A 14,368-nucleotide genomic window follows, 5' to 3' on the forward strand; every position below is an offset into this window, starting at 1 on the left:
TCTCAGGTGGCGAGGGCTTCGAGCCCCGGGTACATGCGCCGGTCACCGGCGGTCTGGGCGTGGAGCACACCCAGCTGCGCGGTGTGGCGGCGGAGGGCGGCGGAGACGCCGGCGAGCACGCGTTCACCGCCGCCGAGTGCGGGCACGGCCAGCACCGCGGCCACCGCGGCGAGCGCGGCGACGGTCACGAAGGCGACGTGCAGCCCGACCGACTCGGCGACGATGCCCAGCAGCGGCGGGCCGCCGAGCAGCCCGGTGTAGCCGACGGTCGAGGCGAGGGCCACCCCGCCCGCGCCCGCGGCGGCACCCGCCCGCGCGATGGCGATCGGGAAGACGTTGGCAAGGCCGAGCCCGATCAGCACGAAGCCGGCGAGCACGATCGCGACGTCCGGGACGGTCGCCACCACCAGCGCCCCTGCGGTGGCGAGGATGGCCCCACCGGTCACGACCCGGGTGGGGCCGAGCGCGTGCACGAGACCGTTCCCGGCCAGCCGGCCGCACGCCATCGCGAGGGAGAATCCGGCGTAGCCCGCGGCCGCGAGCACCGGGGTGGCGCCGATCTCGTGCAGGTGCAGCGCTCCCCAGTCGGTGACCGCGCCCTCACCGAACGCCGTGCACCCGGCGATGACGCCCAGCAACACGACGAGGCCGCGGGTGGTGCCGCGCGGGGCCGCGGTGTCGCCGTCGGGGGAGGGCGTGCCGTCCGCGGCCAGCAGGACGGGCGCGACGCTCGCCGTGGCGAGCACCCCGACCGCGGCGACGACGAGAAGGTGCACGGCGGGCGACGCGAGCGATGCGACGGCGCCGCCTACCGCGGCCCCGGCGAGCCCGCCGAAGCTGAACCCCGCGTGCAGGGACGGCAGCACGGGCCGGTGCGCCGCGGCCTCGACCCGCACGCCGATCGCGTTGGCGGCCACGTTCAGCGTGCCGGTGGCGGCGCCGAACACCAGCAGCACCACCGCGAGCTCGGGGATCGAGCCGGTGAGGCCCGGGAGGGCGAGCGCGGCGCAGGTGGCAATCGCGGCGGCGACGCCGGCGAGCCCCGGGCCGATGCGGGCGCACAGCGCCCCGGTCAGCTGCATGCTGGCGAGCGCGCCGAGCGAGACGCACAGCAGGGCGAGGCCGAGTGCCGTCGGCCCCGCGCCGACGCCTGCCGCGACGTCGGGGATTCGCGAGGCCCACGAGCCGAAGACGGCGCCGTCCACCGTGAACAGCGCAGTGGCGGCGATCCGGTGCCCGCGCACCGGGGGAGGGGTCGGCCTGCGGCGGAAGTGCAGGCGTGCGGAATCAAGGGGGAAAGGCATGGGGAGTCCGGTTCCACGAGATCGTCGGCTTCGTCCTGGATGGCGCTGCGACGGCGGGCACCTGCATCCAGGGTCCACGAAAGCCCAGCTGGAATCGATCCAGTACGCGGTGAGTCCGCTCACGGCCCTTGGCTCGGAACGGGTCAGGTGATCGACCAGTCCAACGGGACCACGCCCCGGCAGCGGCCGTCAGGGTCGAGCAGCCGTCCCATGTGCTTCACCGTGCGCAGCACGACGGCCCGGTCGGCCACGCGCAGTGGCAGGCGGGCGCACAGGTGGGCCTCGAGGTTGTGCACGTCGGGCAGGCTGCGCAGCCACACGTCGATGACGAGGTTGTGCGGGCCCGCCGTGATCGCGCACGAGCGGACCTCGGACACGGCGGCGAGCGCCTGGCTGATCTCGCGCAGCTTGTCCGCGGGGGCCGACGCGAAGTAGACGGCCGACAGCGGCCATCCCGACACGGGCCGGGCGACGTCGCAGCGCAGGCTGATCCGCGAGCCGACGAGCTGCCGCAGGCGGCGGCCCGCGGTCGTCACGCTGGTGCCGAGCTCGTCGGCGAGGCGGCGGATCGGCATCCGGCCGTCGGTGGAGAGCAGCGACAGCATCCGGCCGTCGACGGCGTCCCATGCGGCGTCGCGCACCGGTCCCGGCGTCGACACGGCGGCCCGCTCGAGCTGGAACCGCTGGCCGGCGTCGAGATCGCGCAGCCGCCAGCTGCTGCCCTCTGTGGGCATCGCGGTGACGACGTGCGTCCGGGTCGCCGTCACGCCGGGCACCGTGGCCAGGTGCAGCGAGATGAACCGCGCCAGCTCGTCGAGGGTCGGGGCCTGCGCGGACACCACGAGGTCCCGGCCTCCTGCCGTCTCCTTAACGTTCAGGGCGCGCGGCTGGGCGGCGATGGTCTCGGCGACCTGTGGGCCCGCCCCGGCCCGCGTGTCGATCTCGACGACGGCGGTGACGGCGTTTCGGGGGTCGGCGAGGCGCGGGTACGCCGTGATCCAGGCGAGCCGGTCGCGCTCCATGCGCTGCCAGCGGCGGGCCGCCGTCACCGGGTCGATCGCGAGGACCTCGCCGACCAGCCGCCACGGTGCCCTCGGGTGGATCTGCATGGCGTGCACGATGCGGCGATCGACCTCGTCGAGGGCCGTGCTCGGATCCTGCGTCATGGCCGATGCACCGATCCGGATCGATCCGGGCTTGTTCTGAACGGAACCTGCACCGTAACACCGTCGAAGGGCGCGACCCGGACCCTGTGGCGCCATGAGTACGAGGATCGAGCACGCACGCCTGATCGACGGAACGGGCGCCGCCGCGGTGGCCGACGCCGTCGTCTGCATCGACGAGCGCGGGACCGTCGAGTACGCCGGCAGCGCGCACGCCGCCCCGCTGCCGGGGCCGGAGACCCGGATCATCGACGTCGCCGGCCGCACCGTCCTGCCCGGGTTCATCGACACGCACGTCCACCTCGGCTTCCGACACGGGATGCCGCCCGGGCAGCGGGGCCTGGAGGACCCGACGTTGCTGGTGCTCGACACGGCGGCGCGGATCCGCCAGACCCTCGACGCGGGCGTCACCACCGCTCGCGACCTCGCCGGCCTGCCGGCGGGCTACCGCACGGCCGTCGAGTCCGGCAGGATCGTCGGCCCGCGGCTGCAGACCGCGGTCCGCGCGCTGAGCCACACCGGCGGCCACGGCGACGTCTCGCTCCCCGACGGCACCGACCTCTCCGGCGGGATGACCGAGATCGCCGACACCGTCGACGAGGTGCGCCTCGCCGTGCGCCGCGTGCTGCGCTCCGGCGCCGACCTGATCAAGGTCTGCGCGACGGGCGGCATGGGAAGCCCCTACGACGACCCGGACGACGAGGGCCTGACCGTCGAGGAGATGAAGGCCGTCGTCGACGAGGTCGGCCGGCACGGCGGCAAGGCTGTGGCCGCCCACGCCCAGGGCCGCCCGGGCATCCTCAACGCGCTCCGCGCGGGCGTCACGAGCATCGAGCACGGCTACGGCCTCGACGACGAGGCGGGCGACCTCGCCGGCGAGTTCGGGATCACGGTCGTGCCGACGCTCTCCACCGTGTACGCGGGCATCGACAAGGACCGGATGCCCGACTACCACTACCAGAAGAAGGTGCGCTGGTCGGGCGTCACGAAGGAGAACATCTCCCGCGCCATCGATCGCGGCGTGCCGATCGCGCTCGGCACCGACGCCGCGGTCTGCCCGCACGGGCAGAACCTGATGGAGCTGTCCTACCTCGTCGACCTCGGCATGGATCCCATGGCCGCGATCGTGGCCGGCACCCGCACCGCGGCCGGGCTGCTCGGGCTGGGGGACCGCCTCGGCACGCTCGAGGAGGGGAAGCTCGCCGACGTCGTCGTGTGCGACGGCGACCCGCTGCGCGACATCGCCGTGCTGGGTGATCCGGCCAACGTCGTCTGCGTGCTGCAGGAGGGCGTGATCCGCAAGAGCCTGCTCGCGGGGGTGAGCTGCGATGACTGACACCGCGACGCGCCCGGTCACCGTCGTCGACCGGCTCCTCTCCGGCATCGAGCGGTTGGGCAACCGGCTGCCCAACCCGGTGGTGCTGTTCCTCGGCCTGTTCGGGCTGCTCGGGGTCGTCTCGACGGTGCTGGCACTGGGGGGCGCGACCGTCACCGTGCCCGGCGCGGATGAGAGCCTCGCCGTGAAGGCGCTGTTCAGCGGCGAGGGCGTGGCCTGGTTCCTGCAGAACATGGTGAAGAACTTCGCCGAGTTCCCGCCGATCGCCGCCGTGCTCGTGATGATCATGGCGGTCGGGCTCGCGGAGAAGACCGGGCTACTGGAAGCGCTGATGCGGGGCACGCTCGCCCGCGCGCCGCGCTGGCTGCTTCCGTACGCCGTCGCGATCGTCGCGTGCCAGGCGCACATGATGAGCGATGTCGCCTCGATCGTGCTGCCGCCGCTCGCGGCGATCGTCTTCAAGAGTGCCGGGAGGCACCCGGTGGCCGGGCTCATCGGCGGCTTCGCGTGCGTCGGCGCCGGGTACGCCGCGGGCTTCACGATCGGCTCGCTCGACGCGCTCTACATCGGTATCACGCAGAAGTCGGCCGCGATCCTCCCGCAGGCCGAGGGCCTGGCCCTGCACATCCTCGTGAACTGGTACTTCACCGGCGCGAGCAGCCTCGTCCTCGGCGTGCTGGGCGGCTTCCTGATCTCACGCGTGCTCGAGCCGCGGCTCGGCCCCTACTCGCCCGACGGTGAGCCGGCCGAGTCGCTCGTGCTGGAGCCTGCGCAGCGGCGCGGGGTGCTCAGGGCCGCGATCGTGGTGGCCGCCTACGCGGCGGTCGTGCTCGTGGCCTGGCTGCTGCCGGGGAGCCCGCTGCGCGGGGAGGGCGGTTCGCTGGTCCCGTCCCCGGTGCTGTCGGGTGTGGTGCCGCTGTTGTTCGTGGCGTTCGTGCTCGGCGGGATCACCTACGGCGTGACGATCCGTTCTCTGACCAGCAGCGACGACGCCGTGACGATCATGGCCGACTCGGTGAAGAACATGGCGTCCTACGTGGTGATGATGTTCGTCGCCGCGCAGGTGATCGCCGTCTTCAACTGGTCGAACGTCGGGATCATGCTCGCGGTGCGGGCCGCGGCGCTCCTGGAGAGCCTCGGGCTGACAGGGTTCGCCGCCCTCGTCATGCTCATCCTGCTGGCCACTGCGCTGAACCTCTTCATCGTGTCCGGCTCGGCGCTGTGGTCACTGCTCGGGCCGGTGTTCGTGCCCGCGTTCATGCTGCTGGGCCTGCACCCGGCCGTCTCGCAGGCGGCGTTCCGGATCGGCGACTCGGCCACCGGGATCATCACGCCGATGAACCCCTACCTGTTCCTGGTGCTCGCCATGCTGCGCACCTACGAACCGGAGGCGAAGCTCGGCACGCTGATGTCCCGCCTGGCGATCTTCGTGCCGCCGTTCCTCGTGGTGTGGACTGTGATCCTCGGCGTCTTCTACGCCCTCGGGCTACCGCTCGGGCCGGGCGCCGGAATTGTCATGCCCTGAGGCCATACTCGATCCATGGTCGCCAACTCTGGGGTCACGGTCGACGAGGTGCGGCGGCTCGCAATGTCGCTTCCCCGCACCACTGAGCACCTCATCCACGACCGCGTGAAGTTCCGCGTCGGCCAGATCGTCTACGTCGCGTTCTCGCGGGACGAGACGGTGCTGGGCTTCGCGTACCCGAAGGAGGAACGCGACGCGCTCATCGCGTCCGACCCCGCGAAGTTCCACCTGCCCGGGCTCTCCGACCAGCGGTTCAACTGGGTGCATGCCTGGTCGGCCGCGCTCGGCGAGGAGGAGATGCGCGAGCTGGTGGTCGACGCATGGCGCATGGTCGTGCCGAAGAGCGTGGCCGCGGCTCACTTGGGGCGGTAGCCGCGGGCGGGTACGTGCGAAACTGTCATCATGTCCACCCGCGAGGATGTACATCGCCTGGTCGATGCCGTGCCTGAGGCGCGGTTGCCGGTGGTGGAGCAGCTCCTCCGTGCCAGCCTCGACGAGCCGCCCCCAACGGCGCCGCGGCGATTCGCGAGTGCAGGCACGCTGAACGCCGAGCGTGATCTCGCGGAGCGGTCGGAGGACATCCTGCGAGCGGGCGGTGAGCACGAGGGCGCGCCGCAGGAGTGATCGTCGTCGATACGGGCCCGATCGTTGCCTTGATCAACGATCGAGACGATCACCACGTAAGGTGTCGGGATTTCTTAGCCCACTATCCAGGGCCGCTGCTCGTCCCTACGACCGTGTTCACGGAGGTGTGCATGCTCGTGGAGCGGCGGCGTGGGACCCATGCGGAGCTGGCATTCCTCGCAGACGTGCGTTCCGGCTTGTTCACGATGCTGGAAGCACATCGGCCGATCTCGAGCGAATCGCCGAGCTGGTCGAGAAGTACGCCGATCTACCCCTCGGCACTGTGGACGCGTCGGTGATCGCGTTGGCGGAGCGGCTCAACCTGCCCGCCGTCGCGACGCTCGACCATCGGCACTTCGGAGTTGTGCGCCCGCGTCATGTCGAGGCGCTCGCGCTGCTGCCTTGATCGCTGCCCGTCTGCGCGCTGACGGGCCGCCGGCGCCCGGCGCGCCGCCATGCCGCGGCGCGCAGCAGGCGCAGCCCGTTCAGCGCCACCACGACCGTGGAACCCTCGTGCCCGGCCACACCCAGCGGGAGCGGGAGGGTGCCGACGAGGTCCCACGTCACGAGTACGGCGATCACCGTGGCCGCGATCGTCACGTTGGCCACGACGACCCGGCGGGCGCGGCGGGAGAGGCCGAGCAGGTTCGGCAGGGTGGTGAGGTCGTCGCGGACGATCACGATGTCGGCGGTCTCGACGGCCAGTGCGATGCCTCGCCCGCCCAGCGCCACCCCGGCGTCGGCGGTGGCGAGCGCGGGGGCGTCGTTCACGCCGTCTCCGACGAGCAGCACCCGATGCCCGGCCTCCTGCAGCTCCCGCACGGCGGCGGCCTTCGCGTCGGGGAGGAGCCCGGCCCGCACGTCGGCGATCCCGACGGCGTCGGCGACCCGGGCCGCTGCGGCCGGGTGGTCCCCGGTGAGCAGCACGGGTGGGTTGCCGGTCAGCTCCGCGAGCCGGGCGACCGTGTCGGCCGCGTCCGGGCGGAGCCGGTCGACGAGTGCGAGCAGGCCGGCCGGGCGGCCGTCGGCGATCACGACGACGACCGTGGCCCCGTCGGCCTCCAGCCGTGCGACCGGAGCCTCCGGGAACCCGTCCGACATGGTCGGTGAGCCGACGACGACGGCCGTCCCGCCGACCGTGGCGCGTACACCGCGGCCGGGCACGGAGCTGAAGTCGGCGGCGTCGGCGACGGGCAGCCCGCGCTCGCGGGCGGCCTGCACGATCGCGCCGGCGAGGGGGTGCTCGCTGGGGCGCTCGGCGGACGCGGCCAGCGCGAGCACCGTGTCCTCGTCGAACCCGTCGAGCGGCGTCACCGACTCCAGGTGCGGCCTGCCCTCGGTGAGCGTGCCCGTCTTGTCGAACGCGACGACGGTGGTCCGGCCCATCGCCTCCATCGCCACCGCGGACTTCACGAGCACACCCCGCCGCCCGCCGTTCGCGATCGCGGCGAGCAGCGGCGGCATCGTCGCGAGGACGATCGCGCACGGCGACGCGACGATCATGAACGTCATCGCGCGCAGCAGCGTCGGCTCGAAGGCCGCGCCGAACGCGAGCGGGATCGCGACCAGCGCCAGCGCGCCGACCACCACGGCCATCGAGTAGCGCTGCTCCACGCGCTCGATGAACAGCTGGGTGCGTGCTTTGCCGGCCGAGGCCTCCTCCACCATCGCGGCGATGCGGGCCACCACCGACTCCGCCGCGACGCGCTGGACGGCGACCCGCAACGCTCCGGTGCCGTTCACGGTTCCGGCGAAGACCTCGTCGCCGGGTCGCTTCGTGGCGGGCAGGCCCTCGCCGGTGATCGAGGCCTGGTCGACCTCGCTGATCCCGGAGACCACGACCCCGTCCGCGCCCACCCGCTCGCCTGGGCGGACGAGCACCACGTCGCCGACGGCGAGGTCGGCGACCGGGACGGTGACCTCCGTGTCGTCGTCGCGCAGCAGGGTGGCGCGGTCCGGGGCGAGGTCGAGCAGCGCCCGCACCGACTCCTCGGTGCGCCGGGTGACCACGGCTTCCACCGCGCCGGACGTGGCGAAGATGACGATCAGCAGTGCGCCGTCGAAGACCTGGCCGATCGTCGCGGCGGCGATCGCGGCCACGACCATCAGCAGGTCGACGTCGAGCGTCCGCTCGCGCAGCGCGCGCAGCCCGGCCAGCGCGGGCTCCCAGCCGCCCGCCGCGTAGCAGGCGAGGTACAGCGCCCACCAGACCGGCGCAGGCGCCCCGGCCAGCTGGGCAGCGCCGCCGGCCGCGAAGAGCGCCAGCGACGCGGTGGCCCACCGCACCTCCGGCATGGTGTGGATCGCGGCGCGACGGCGGGCGACGGGCGCGGCGGGACGTTCCAGGATGACCACGGGTCGGAACAGTACCTGCGCATATGCGAAGGTTCAAAGGCAGTCACATAGTTGTGGTCTCCGCTACCCTCGGAACGTGCACGGCACCCTGCCCGACTTCGACATGCCCGGCGACGACGCGGCCCAGGCCGCCGCCGAGCGCTTCCGGCTGCTCGCCGACCCCACGCGGGTGAAGATCCTCTGGGCGCTGTCGCAGGGTGAGACGTCGGTCGCCTGCCTCGCCGAGCTGGTGGGCGCCACCCCCACCGCGGTCAGCCAGCACCTGTCGAAGCTGCGCCTCGCGGGCCTGGTGCGGGGGCGACGGGACGGCACGTTCGTGCACTACACGGCGGTCGACGCCGACGTGGCGGCCCTGCTGGCGGCGGCACTGGGCACGCAGGCCGCGCCTCGCTGATCCCGCCGGGGTTGATCGTCAGAGTCGGGACCTCACGCCCATATACGGGCGCCAGGTCCCGCTCCCGGTGATCATGCCGCGCGGGCGAGGGTGTCGGTGATCTCCCGCAGCGATTCGGCCGGCTGGGTGTGGAGTCCGTGCCAGGTGAAGCGGAGCAGGTCCCATCCGCTGCGGGTGATGAAGTTGCCCTTGCGCCGATCGTTGCGGAACCGCTCCGGGTCGACGTGGTACGCCCAGCCGTCCACCTCGACGGCCACCCGCTGCGCGGGGAAGGCCAGGTCGATCCGATAGGGGCCGAGCGGGTGACCGAGCACCCAGCCGCCGATCCCCGCCTCCCGCAGCAGCCGAACGAGCAGCCGCTCCGCAGCCGAGTCGGCCCGGTCGGCCGCGGCCACCAGGAGCCGACCCGCCGCGGCAGATCCGGGCCGTCCCATGTTGCGGCAGTAGGCGCGGTAGACCTCGGCGAACGGGACGTGCTTCTGCAACGCCCGGTCGAGGAACACCGAGCCGTCGGGCAGGGCCACCGCCGTCTCGAGCGCGGCGAACGGCCTGGCCGCCACCCGCACACCCAACCGCTGCCGCACGTCCGCCGGGTCCAGGTCGCGGCGATGAAGACGAACTCCCGCCGGCGGCTTGGGCTTGCGTCCGGCCGGCACGGTCAGGTCGATGAAGGCCGGGGCCTGCTCGAGCATCCGGTGCCAGTACGCGGCCGCGGGCCCGGTGATCACGCCCTGCGGTCCGGCCCAGAGCGCGACCGCCCGGACGCGCGCCTCGTCGGTGTAGCGGTGCCCACCCACGAGGAAGACAGCGGGGCGCACCCGCCTCCACCGGCCTTCCCCGACCCACCGGCGCACGGTGGAGGCCGATATCCCGCAGGTCACGGCCTGGGCGAGCGACACGACGCCAGCCTGCTGCTCCACGAGCGCCTCGAAGGACACGGCGCCAGCATCGGCGAGGAGGCCCCACTCTCGTGGCCGTTCGGCTGAACTGGTCGCCTTGATCGACGCAAACGGGACCTGGCGTCCGCATATGGGCGCCAGGTCCCGATCGCGCTGATCAACGCCCGGTACTCACCGCAGCTCGTAGCGCTTCAGTTTGCGGTACACCGTCGCCCGCGAGATCCCCAGCCGCTTCGCCACCGCGCTGCGGTCGCCTCCTGCCTCGCGCAGTGCGGCCATCAGCACCCGGCGCTCCGCGCGCTGGACCTCGTCCAGGGGCGTCCGGTGGTGGCCGGGCAGGTCCGGGAGGTCGATGGTGGGGCCCGCCGCGCGGATCCGGGCACTCGCGAGCACCTGCAGCAGCTGCCGGACGTTGCCCGGCCAGTCGCCCGCCGCCAGCGCCGCCGCGGCCCTCGGGGTCAGGTGAACCGGCTCGTCGCCGAGGTCGGCGAGGAGGTCCGCGCACAACGCGGCGAGCTCGTCGCGGCGTTCCCGCAGCGGCGGGACGGTCAGTACCACCGGGAACCGCTCGCGGACGACGGCGAGGTCCGCGTCCTCTGCGGTCGTGGCGACGATCGGGCCGCGGGCGCCGTCGAGCAGGGTCGCGACGGGCGTTGCGAGCTCGGCCGGGAGCTCCGTGATGTGGCCGAGGAGCACCCCGGTGCCGGGCGTCCGCAGGGCCGCCGCGAACCCCTGCAACCAGTCGTCGGGCGCGCGGCGCGCCTCCAGCTCCACGACGCGGTCGGACACCGCGTGCAGCGCCGTCCGCGCCTCGTGGCGCTTGCCGCACCCCCGCTCCCCGGCCAGCAGGACCGGGCGGCCCTCCCGGAGCGCGTGGGACAGGCAGGCGCGGACGTCGACCGCCCGGTCCTCGCCGGCGTTCCCGAGTGGTCTGCCCTGCGTCTCCACCGGCTCCAGCACGAGGACAGCGGCGAACTCGCCCCTCGGCTGCCGCACGGGCAGGATCTGGATGTTCGCCGTGACCCCGGAGGACAGGCGCCTGCGTACGGTGCGGGTTCGCTCACCCGCCTCATCGGCGAGCCTGCGCAGCAGCTCCTCGTCCGCCTCCCGCACGAGGGTGCGGGCCTGGGTGCTGACCACGGAGAGCCGCCTGCTCACCGCCACGACGAGGCCGCGATGGCGCCGCGCGGCGGCCGAGTAGGCGTCGAACACCTCGCGCTCACCGTCGGCCCTGCGCTCCAGCTGCGCCTCGATCGAGCGGCCGATCTCGACGACGAGGGGCAGCAGCGCGGCCGAGCCGTACTCGCGCAGGCAGTGGGCCCCGAACGTCCCCACGTGCCGCTTGGTGAACGGGTCCCGGATGATCACCCCGGTGGTCGTGAGGATCTCCGTGTCGGCCCGGAAGTGTTCGGTGCCCGAGATGATGAACGGCTGCTGCGTCTCGTGGGCGCAGCCCATCCCGTTCGTCCCCATGACGTCCTCGGCGAAGGCCATCCCCGCGCGCAGGTTCTGCCGGTGCACCCGGTTCGCGGTCGGGAAGTCCCCGACGACCACCGTGAGCAGCCGGCAGGCCCGGTCGGCGAGGAACCCCCACGAGCCGAGATCGGCGATCTCGTCCCGGAGCCGGTCCATGATCGGCTGTGCGACGGCGGCCAGCCGGGTGCCCGGCTGGAACTCCTCGTCCAGGACGTACTCGCGCGCCCCGGGATCGACGCCCGCGAGCATCGAGCGCCGCCACGAGGCGACCACCTCGGGACGGACATCGGGGTAGTCGGCAGGGTCGACGGAGAGCGGGTCGCGCGCCAGCACGTTGTGCTTGGCCTCCCGGACCCGGTCCCACTCGGCGGTGGTGCGCGGGACGCGGGGTGTCATCCGAGGCTGCGTGCCTTCGGCAGCACCTCGCGGGCGAACAGCTCGAGGCTCTCGCGCACCTGGTCGTAGGGCATCCCGCCGAACGACGCGCTGAGGGAGAGCGCGAAGTCGCCGAGGACGTCCCTGATCGCCTCGATCTGGCCGAGGACCTGCTCCGGGTCGCCCCACAGCGCGGTGGCGGCGTAGTCGTCGGCGGCCTTCTCCAGGCCGATCTCGCGGAAGTGGGCGGCGTTCGCGGCGTACCGCTCGTGGCCCTTGAGGCCCGCGAAGTGTTCCCCGGCCATCTCGTAGTGCTCGACGTTCGACATGAAGAACCGGTTGACGTAGCGCCAGTGCCGCTCGCGGGCCACCTCGATGTCCTCGTGGCAGTACATGTTGACGGCGAGGCTGATCGGCGGCGCCGTCTCGCCGTGCTCCGCCTCGTACAGCTCGCGGTACCGGGTGAAGCCGGGCATCAGGTCCTGCACCGGGCGGACGATGAACGACATCATCGCGGCCCGCAGCTTCGCCGCCATGACGATCGAGTCCGGCGAGCCGGCCACCATGTAGCGGCGGGCGCGGAACGAGCCTGCGGGCCGCGGCCGCAACTCGGCTCGCGGCTGCGGGTAGTACGGGCCGTCGCCCTCGATGACGCCGGTCTCCACCGCCTCGAAGATCATCGGGGCGGCCTCGTCGAAGCGGTCCCTCGTCTGGTCGAGGGTGATGCGGAACGGCACGTACTCCTTGCGGGACAGGCCGCGCCCCAGCCCGAGCAGGAGCCGTCCGCCGGAGATGGCGTCGACCATCAGGGCCTTCTCGGCCACCCGGAGCGGGTCGTTCCACGGCACGATCACCGCGGCCGTGCCCAGCTTGATCGTCGAGGTTCGGCCTGCCAGGTGCGCGAGCACCAGCAGGTTGTCCGGGCAGAGCGAGTAGTCCTCGAAGTGGTGCTCCACCACCCACACCGTGTCGTAGCCGAGTGCCTCGGCCCGTACCGCGAGGTCGAGCTCCTCGAGGTACATCTGCGTGTCCTGGATATCCGGATCGAGCTTTCCGAAGCCGAGGTTGATGCCGACATTCACCACTGGATGTCCACCTCCTGCCCGGGAACGGTAATGCTGCCCCGCGGGAGTGGCGTCTCAGAAATGAGACGACGCGCAGTGCACGGCACCCGTCATCGTGGGAACACCTGCGCCACCGTCCTGGACAGGCTCGACGCCCCGTGGCCAGCCTGGCCCGGACGACTCCCACCACAAGGACGGCCATGAACCGCTTCGAGAAGGCCCTGTACGAGACGATGACGCCGACCGCGGAGCTGCTCGAGAAGACAACAGAGCCGCTGCACCGGGCGATCCTGCTGAACTTCTGGCGCCACGTCCACCTCGAGGGATCGGGCCAGTTCGACAAGATCGTCGCCCCCGACATGATGGTGGACCATCCCGTCTACCGGGTCACATGGGGCGCCCACCCCGCCGTGATCGAGGGCAAGGACGGCGTCGTCGCGTTCTACAACAGCGTCGGAAACTCGGTGCTGTGGAACTCCGACGACCGCCTCGCCGTGGCCGACTGGGGCGTGGCCGACGAGCTCACCTTCCACCAGCTCGCCAAGGGCTCGGACCTGCGCGCCGTCGGCTACGACGACGTGCCGGACCCGGACCGGCTCTACCACGTGTCCAGTCGCCAGGCGTTCGTCTGGCCTTACGACGAGCGCGGCCGCCTCGCGGGCGAGCACCTGTACGAGGACCCGACCAGCGTGCGGATCGAGGAGGTCGACCCCGCCGAGGCGATCACCGCCGAGCGGGTCCGCGAGATCCACCTGGAGCTCCTCGCCAAGCTCGAATCCTCGCGTGGCGAGCGGTTCTGGGTGCTCGAGAACCAGCCCGTGTCTCGCGGATCTTGATTGTGGTCGCCCGGCCGTGTCCGACAGGTGCCGACCGAGCATTTGACCTCCGCCAGAGTCGAGGTTCTAGGGTCCTGCTCGACTGGCGGGAAGTCGTCCACGGTGCTCAGGAGCAGGAATGATCGTCACCATCGCCAAGGTCGCTGACCCCGATCGGTTCCTGGAGGTCTTCGAGACCGTCGGAGCGGAGAAGCGGCGGGAGCACGGCTGCCGGGGCGCCCGGGTCTACTTCGATCCCGAGGACGCGCACCGGGTGTGGTCCGTCTTCGACTGGGATGCGAAGGACTACCACGGGTTCCTCGCGGACCCCGAGATCCCGGCCATCGCACGAGAGCTCGGGATCCAGGCGCCGCCCGTGCACGCCGTCGCCGCGACCGAGCTCGACGCCTGACCGCAGCGGGTCACGAGGTGCGGGTGCGGCCCTTCACGATCGCCGCGATCAGCTCGGGGCTGCACCCGACCGCCCCGGCCAGCGCGGTGTAGGACCACCGCGCCGGGTCCTCGGCCCGCAGCTGCCGGACGAGCCGGTCGCGCTGCGCCCGGTGCTGGGCGGCGAGCCGTTCCGCGTCGCCCGCGAGGCGGTGCGCCTCGCGGGCTTGCACGGCCCTGGGGTCGGACATCGATCAGCCCACCTCATCGGAGGGCGTCTGGTGCGGGCAGTACCCGTAGTAGCCCAGGGCAGAGTTGCAGTTGTGACAGAGCAAGCGGTAGTCCGGATGCGGTTGTCCGTGGTCCAGGAGCTTGCGACACAGGCTCGCGGCCAGCTCACCCGCTTTTCGGGCCTGGTTGCCGCCGCCGTTCACGTGATCGATCGCGAGGAACTCCACCGTGGACTCACCGCAGCAACCGCACGTCCCTCCGTAGAGCTCGATCACGGCACGACGGAGTTGCCGATTCCGCTCTCGCAGTTTCGGGAGATACGTCTCCCGATTCCGCGCGCGCCACCTCTTGGCGGCTGCCTTGTTCCGCTCGCGGTACTCCGGGTCCATGTGCCACCGGGCGCGCCGGGAGGCATTG

At 72.4% G+C, this 14,368-nt stretch carries 17 protein-coding genes; 9 read left to right on the forward strand and 8 right to left on the reverse strand.

What is annotated here, in order from left to right; translation table 11 throughout:
- Positions 1-2 precede the first annotated feature (2 nt).
- Positions 3-1,304, reverse strand: coding sequence for an MFS transporter (locus K1T35_RS15480; protein WP_220260855.1), 1,302 nt, complete (start codon positions 1,302-1,304; stop codon positions 3-5).
- 143 nt (positions 1,305-1,447) lie between these two features.
- Positions 1,448-2,470: an Lrp/AsnC family transcriptional regulator gene (locus tag K1T35_RS15485; protein WP_220260856.1), complete on the reverse strand. Its 1,023-nt coding sequence runs from the start codon at positions 2,468-2,470 to the stop codon at positions 1,448-1,450.
- A 94-nt stretch (positions 2,471-2,564) separates the two neighbouring features.
- Between K1T35_RS15485 and K1T35_RS15490 the strand changes: the two genes are divergently transcribed.
- From K1T35_RS15490 to K1T35_RS48860, 6 genes are read left to right on the forward strand one after another with little or no spacing between them, the layout of a single operon-like run.
- A complete protein-coding gene (locus K1T35_RS15490) occupies positions 2,565-3,803 on the forward strand; it encodes an amidohydrolase family protein (RefSeq protein ID WP_220260857.1) in 1,239 nt (412 codons plus the stop codon).
- Positions 3,796-5,328, forward strand: coding sequence for an AbgT family transporter (locus K1T35_RS15495; RefSeq protein WP_220260858.1), 1,533 nt, complete (start codon positions 3,796-3,798; stop codon positions 5,326-5,328). The genes K1T35_RS15490 and K1T35_RS15495 overlap by 8 nt, the downstream gene beginning before the upstream one ends.
- Positions 5,329-5,343: 15 nt before the next feature.
- Complete coding sequence (locus K1T35_RS15500; RefSeq protein WP_220260859.1) at positions 5,344-5,700, forward strand: MmcQ/YjbR family DNA-binding protein; 357 nt, start codon at positions 5,344-5,346, stop codon at positions 5,698-5,700.
- 30 nt (positions 5,701-5,730) lie between these two features.
- Positions 5,731-5,952, forward strand: a complete 222-nt coding sequence (locus tag K1T35_RS15505; protein ID WP_220260860.1) for a hypothetical protein — start codon at positions 5,731-5,733, stop codon at positions 5,950-5,952.
- A complete protein-coding gene (locus K1T35_RS48855) occupies positions 5,949-6,251 on the forward strand; it encodes a PIN domain-containing protein (protein WP_255621934.1) in 303 nt (100 codons plus the stop codon). The genes K1T35_RS15505 and K1T35_RS48855 overlap by 4 nt, the downstream gene beginning before the upstream one ends.
- Positions 6,200-6,358 carry a hypothetical protein gene (locus K1T35_RS48860; protein WP_255622594.1) on the forward strand — a complete coding sequence of 53 codons (159 nt, stop codon included), beginning with the start codon at positions 6,200-6,202 and terminating at the stop codon, positions 6,356-6,358. Before K1T35_RS48855 ends, K1T35_RS48860 begins: the two co-directional genes overlap by 52 nt.
- Here the strand turns inward: K1T35_RS48860 and K1T35_RS15520 are convergent.
- Positions 6,328-8,247 (reverse strand): heavy metal translocating P-type ATPase, encoded by a 1,920-nt coding sequence (locus K1T35_RS15520; RefSeq protein ID WP_220262622.1) that lies wholly within the window; start codon positions 8,245-8,247, stop codon positions 6,328-6,330. The genes K1T35_RS48860 and K1T35_RS15520 overlap by 31 nt on opposite strands.
- 136 nt (positions 8,248-8,383) lie before the next feature.
- On the opposite strand from K1T35_RS15520, the gene K1T35_RS15525 reads away from it, so the two are divergent.
- Positions 8,384-8,701: a metalloregulator ArsR/SmtB family transcription factor gene (locus tag K1T35_RS15525; RefSeq protein WP_304940855.1), complete on the forward strand. Its 318-nt coding sequence runs from the start codon at positions 8,384-8,386 to the stop codon at positions 8,699-8,701.
- 71 nt (positions 8,702-8,772) lie between these two features.
- Here K1T35_RS15525 and K1T35_RS15530 read toward each other — a convergent pair whose 3' ends face one another.
- The 3 genes from K1T35_RS15530 to K1T35_RS15540 all read right to left on the reverse strand — a co-directional run bounded on the left by K1T35_RS15530 (position 8,773) and on the right by K1T35_RS15540 (position 12,536).
- A complete protein-coding gene (locus K1T35_RS15530; protein WP_220260861.1) occupies positions 8,773-9,639 on the reverse strand; it encodes a DUF559 domain-containing protein in 867 nt (288 codons plus the stop codon).
- Between the two features lie 132 nt (positions 9,640-9,771).
- The gene (locus K1T35_RS15535; protein ID WP_220260862.1) at positions 9,772-11,472 is read right to left on the reverse strand and encodes a sigma-54-dependent Fis family transcriptional regulator; all 1,701 of its coding nucleotides are present in this window, start codon (positions 11,470-11,472) and stop codon (positions 9,772-9,774) included.
- Positions 11,469-12,536: an LLM class flavin-dependent oxidoreductase gene (locus K1T35_RS15540; RefSeq protein ID WP_220260863.1), complete on the reverse strand. Its 1,068-nt coding sequence runs from the start codon at positions 12,534-12,536 to the stop codon at positions 11,469-11,471. Before K1T35_RS15540 ends, K1T35_RS15535 begins: the two co-directional genes overlap by 4 nt.
- Positions 12,537-12,715: 179 nt before the next feature.
- On the opposite strand from K1T35_RS15540, the gene K1T35_RS15545 reads away from it, so the two are divergent.
- Positions 12,716-13,351, forward strand: a complete 636-nt coding sequence (locus K1T35_RS15545; RefSeq protein ID WP_220260864.1) for a hypothetical protein — start codon at positions 12,716-12,718, stop codon at positions 13,349-13,351.
- A gap of 118 nt (positions 13,352-13,469) precedes the next feature.
- Positions 13,470-13,742, forward strand: a complete 273-nt coding sequence (locus tag K1T35_RS15550) for a hypothetical protein (protein WP_220260865.1) — start codon at positions 13,470-13,472, stop codon at positions 13,740-13,742.
- 10 nt (positions 13,743-13,752) lie between these two features.
- Here the strand turns inward: K1T35_RS15550 and K1T35_RS15555 are convergent, their stop codons facing one another.
- Entirely contained in the window at positions 13,753-13,971 is a 219-nt protein-coding gene (locus K1T35_RS15555; protein WP_220260866.1) for a hypothetical protein, read from the reverse strand.
- Positions 13,972-13,974: 3 nt separating this feature from the next.
- Entirely contained in the window at positions 13,975-14,226 is a 252-nt protein-coding gene (locus K1T35_RS15560) for a hypothetical protein (RefSeq protein ID WP_220260867.1), read from the reverse strand.
- Between the last annotated feature and the right edge of the window lie 142 nt (positions 14,227-14,368).

It is taken from the genome of Pseudonocardia sp. DSM 110487 (assembly GCF_019468565.1).
Classification (GTDB): domain Bacteria; phylum Actinomycetota; class Actinomycetes; order Mycobacteriales; family Pseudonocardiaceae; genus Pseudonocardia.

Coding starts and splice junctions, on each gene's coding strand:
- K1T35_RS15480 (WP_220260855.1), bottom strand. CDS start 1,304: ATGCCTTTCCCCCTTGATTCCGCACGCCTGCACTTCCGCCGCAGGCCG.
- K1T35_RS15485 (WP_220260856.1), bottom strand. CDS start 2,470: ATGACGCAGGATCCGAGCACGGCCCTCGACGAGGTCGATCGCCGCATC.
- K1T35_RS15490 (WP_220260857.1), top strand. CDS start 2,565: ATGAGTACGAGGATCGAGCACGCACGCCTGATCGACGGAACGGGCGCC.
- K1T35_RS15495 (WP_220260858.1), top strand. CDS start 3,796: ATGACTGACACCGCGACGCGCCCGGTCACCGTCGTCGACCGGCTCCTC.
- K1T35_RS15500 (WP_220260859.1), top strand. CDS start 5,344: ATGGTCGCCAACTCTGGGGTCACGGTCGACGAGGTGCGGCGGCTCGCA.
- K1T35_RS15505 (WP_220260860.1), top strand. CDS start 5,731: ATGTCCACCCGCGAGGATGTACATCGCCTGGTCGATGCCGTGCCTGAG.
- K1T35_RS15520 (WP_220262622.1), bottom strand. CDS start 8,247: ATGCCGGAGGTGCGGTGGGCCACCGCGTCGCTGGCGCTCTTCGCGGCC.
- K1T35_RS15535 (WP_220260862.1), bottom strand. CDS start 11,472: ATGACACCCCGCGTCCCGCGCACCACCGCCGAGTGGGACCGGGTCCGG.
- K1T35_RS15545 (WP_220260864.1), top strand. CDS start 12,716: ATGAACCGCTTCGAGAAGGCCCTGTACGAGACGATGACGCCGACCGCG.
- K1T35_RS15550 (WP_220260865.1), top strand. CDS start 13,470: ATGATCGTCACCATCGCCAAGGTCGCTGACCCCGATCGGTTCCTGGAG.
- K1T35_RS15555 (WP_220260866.1), bottom strand. CDS start 13,971: ATGTCCGACCCCAGGGCCGTGCAAGCCCGCGAGGCGCACCGCCTCGCG.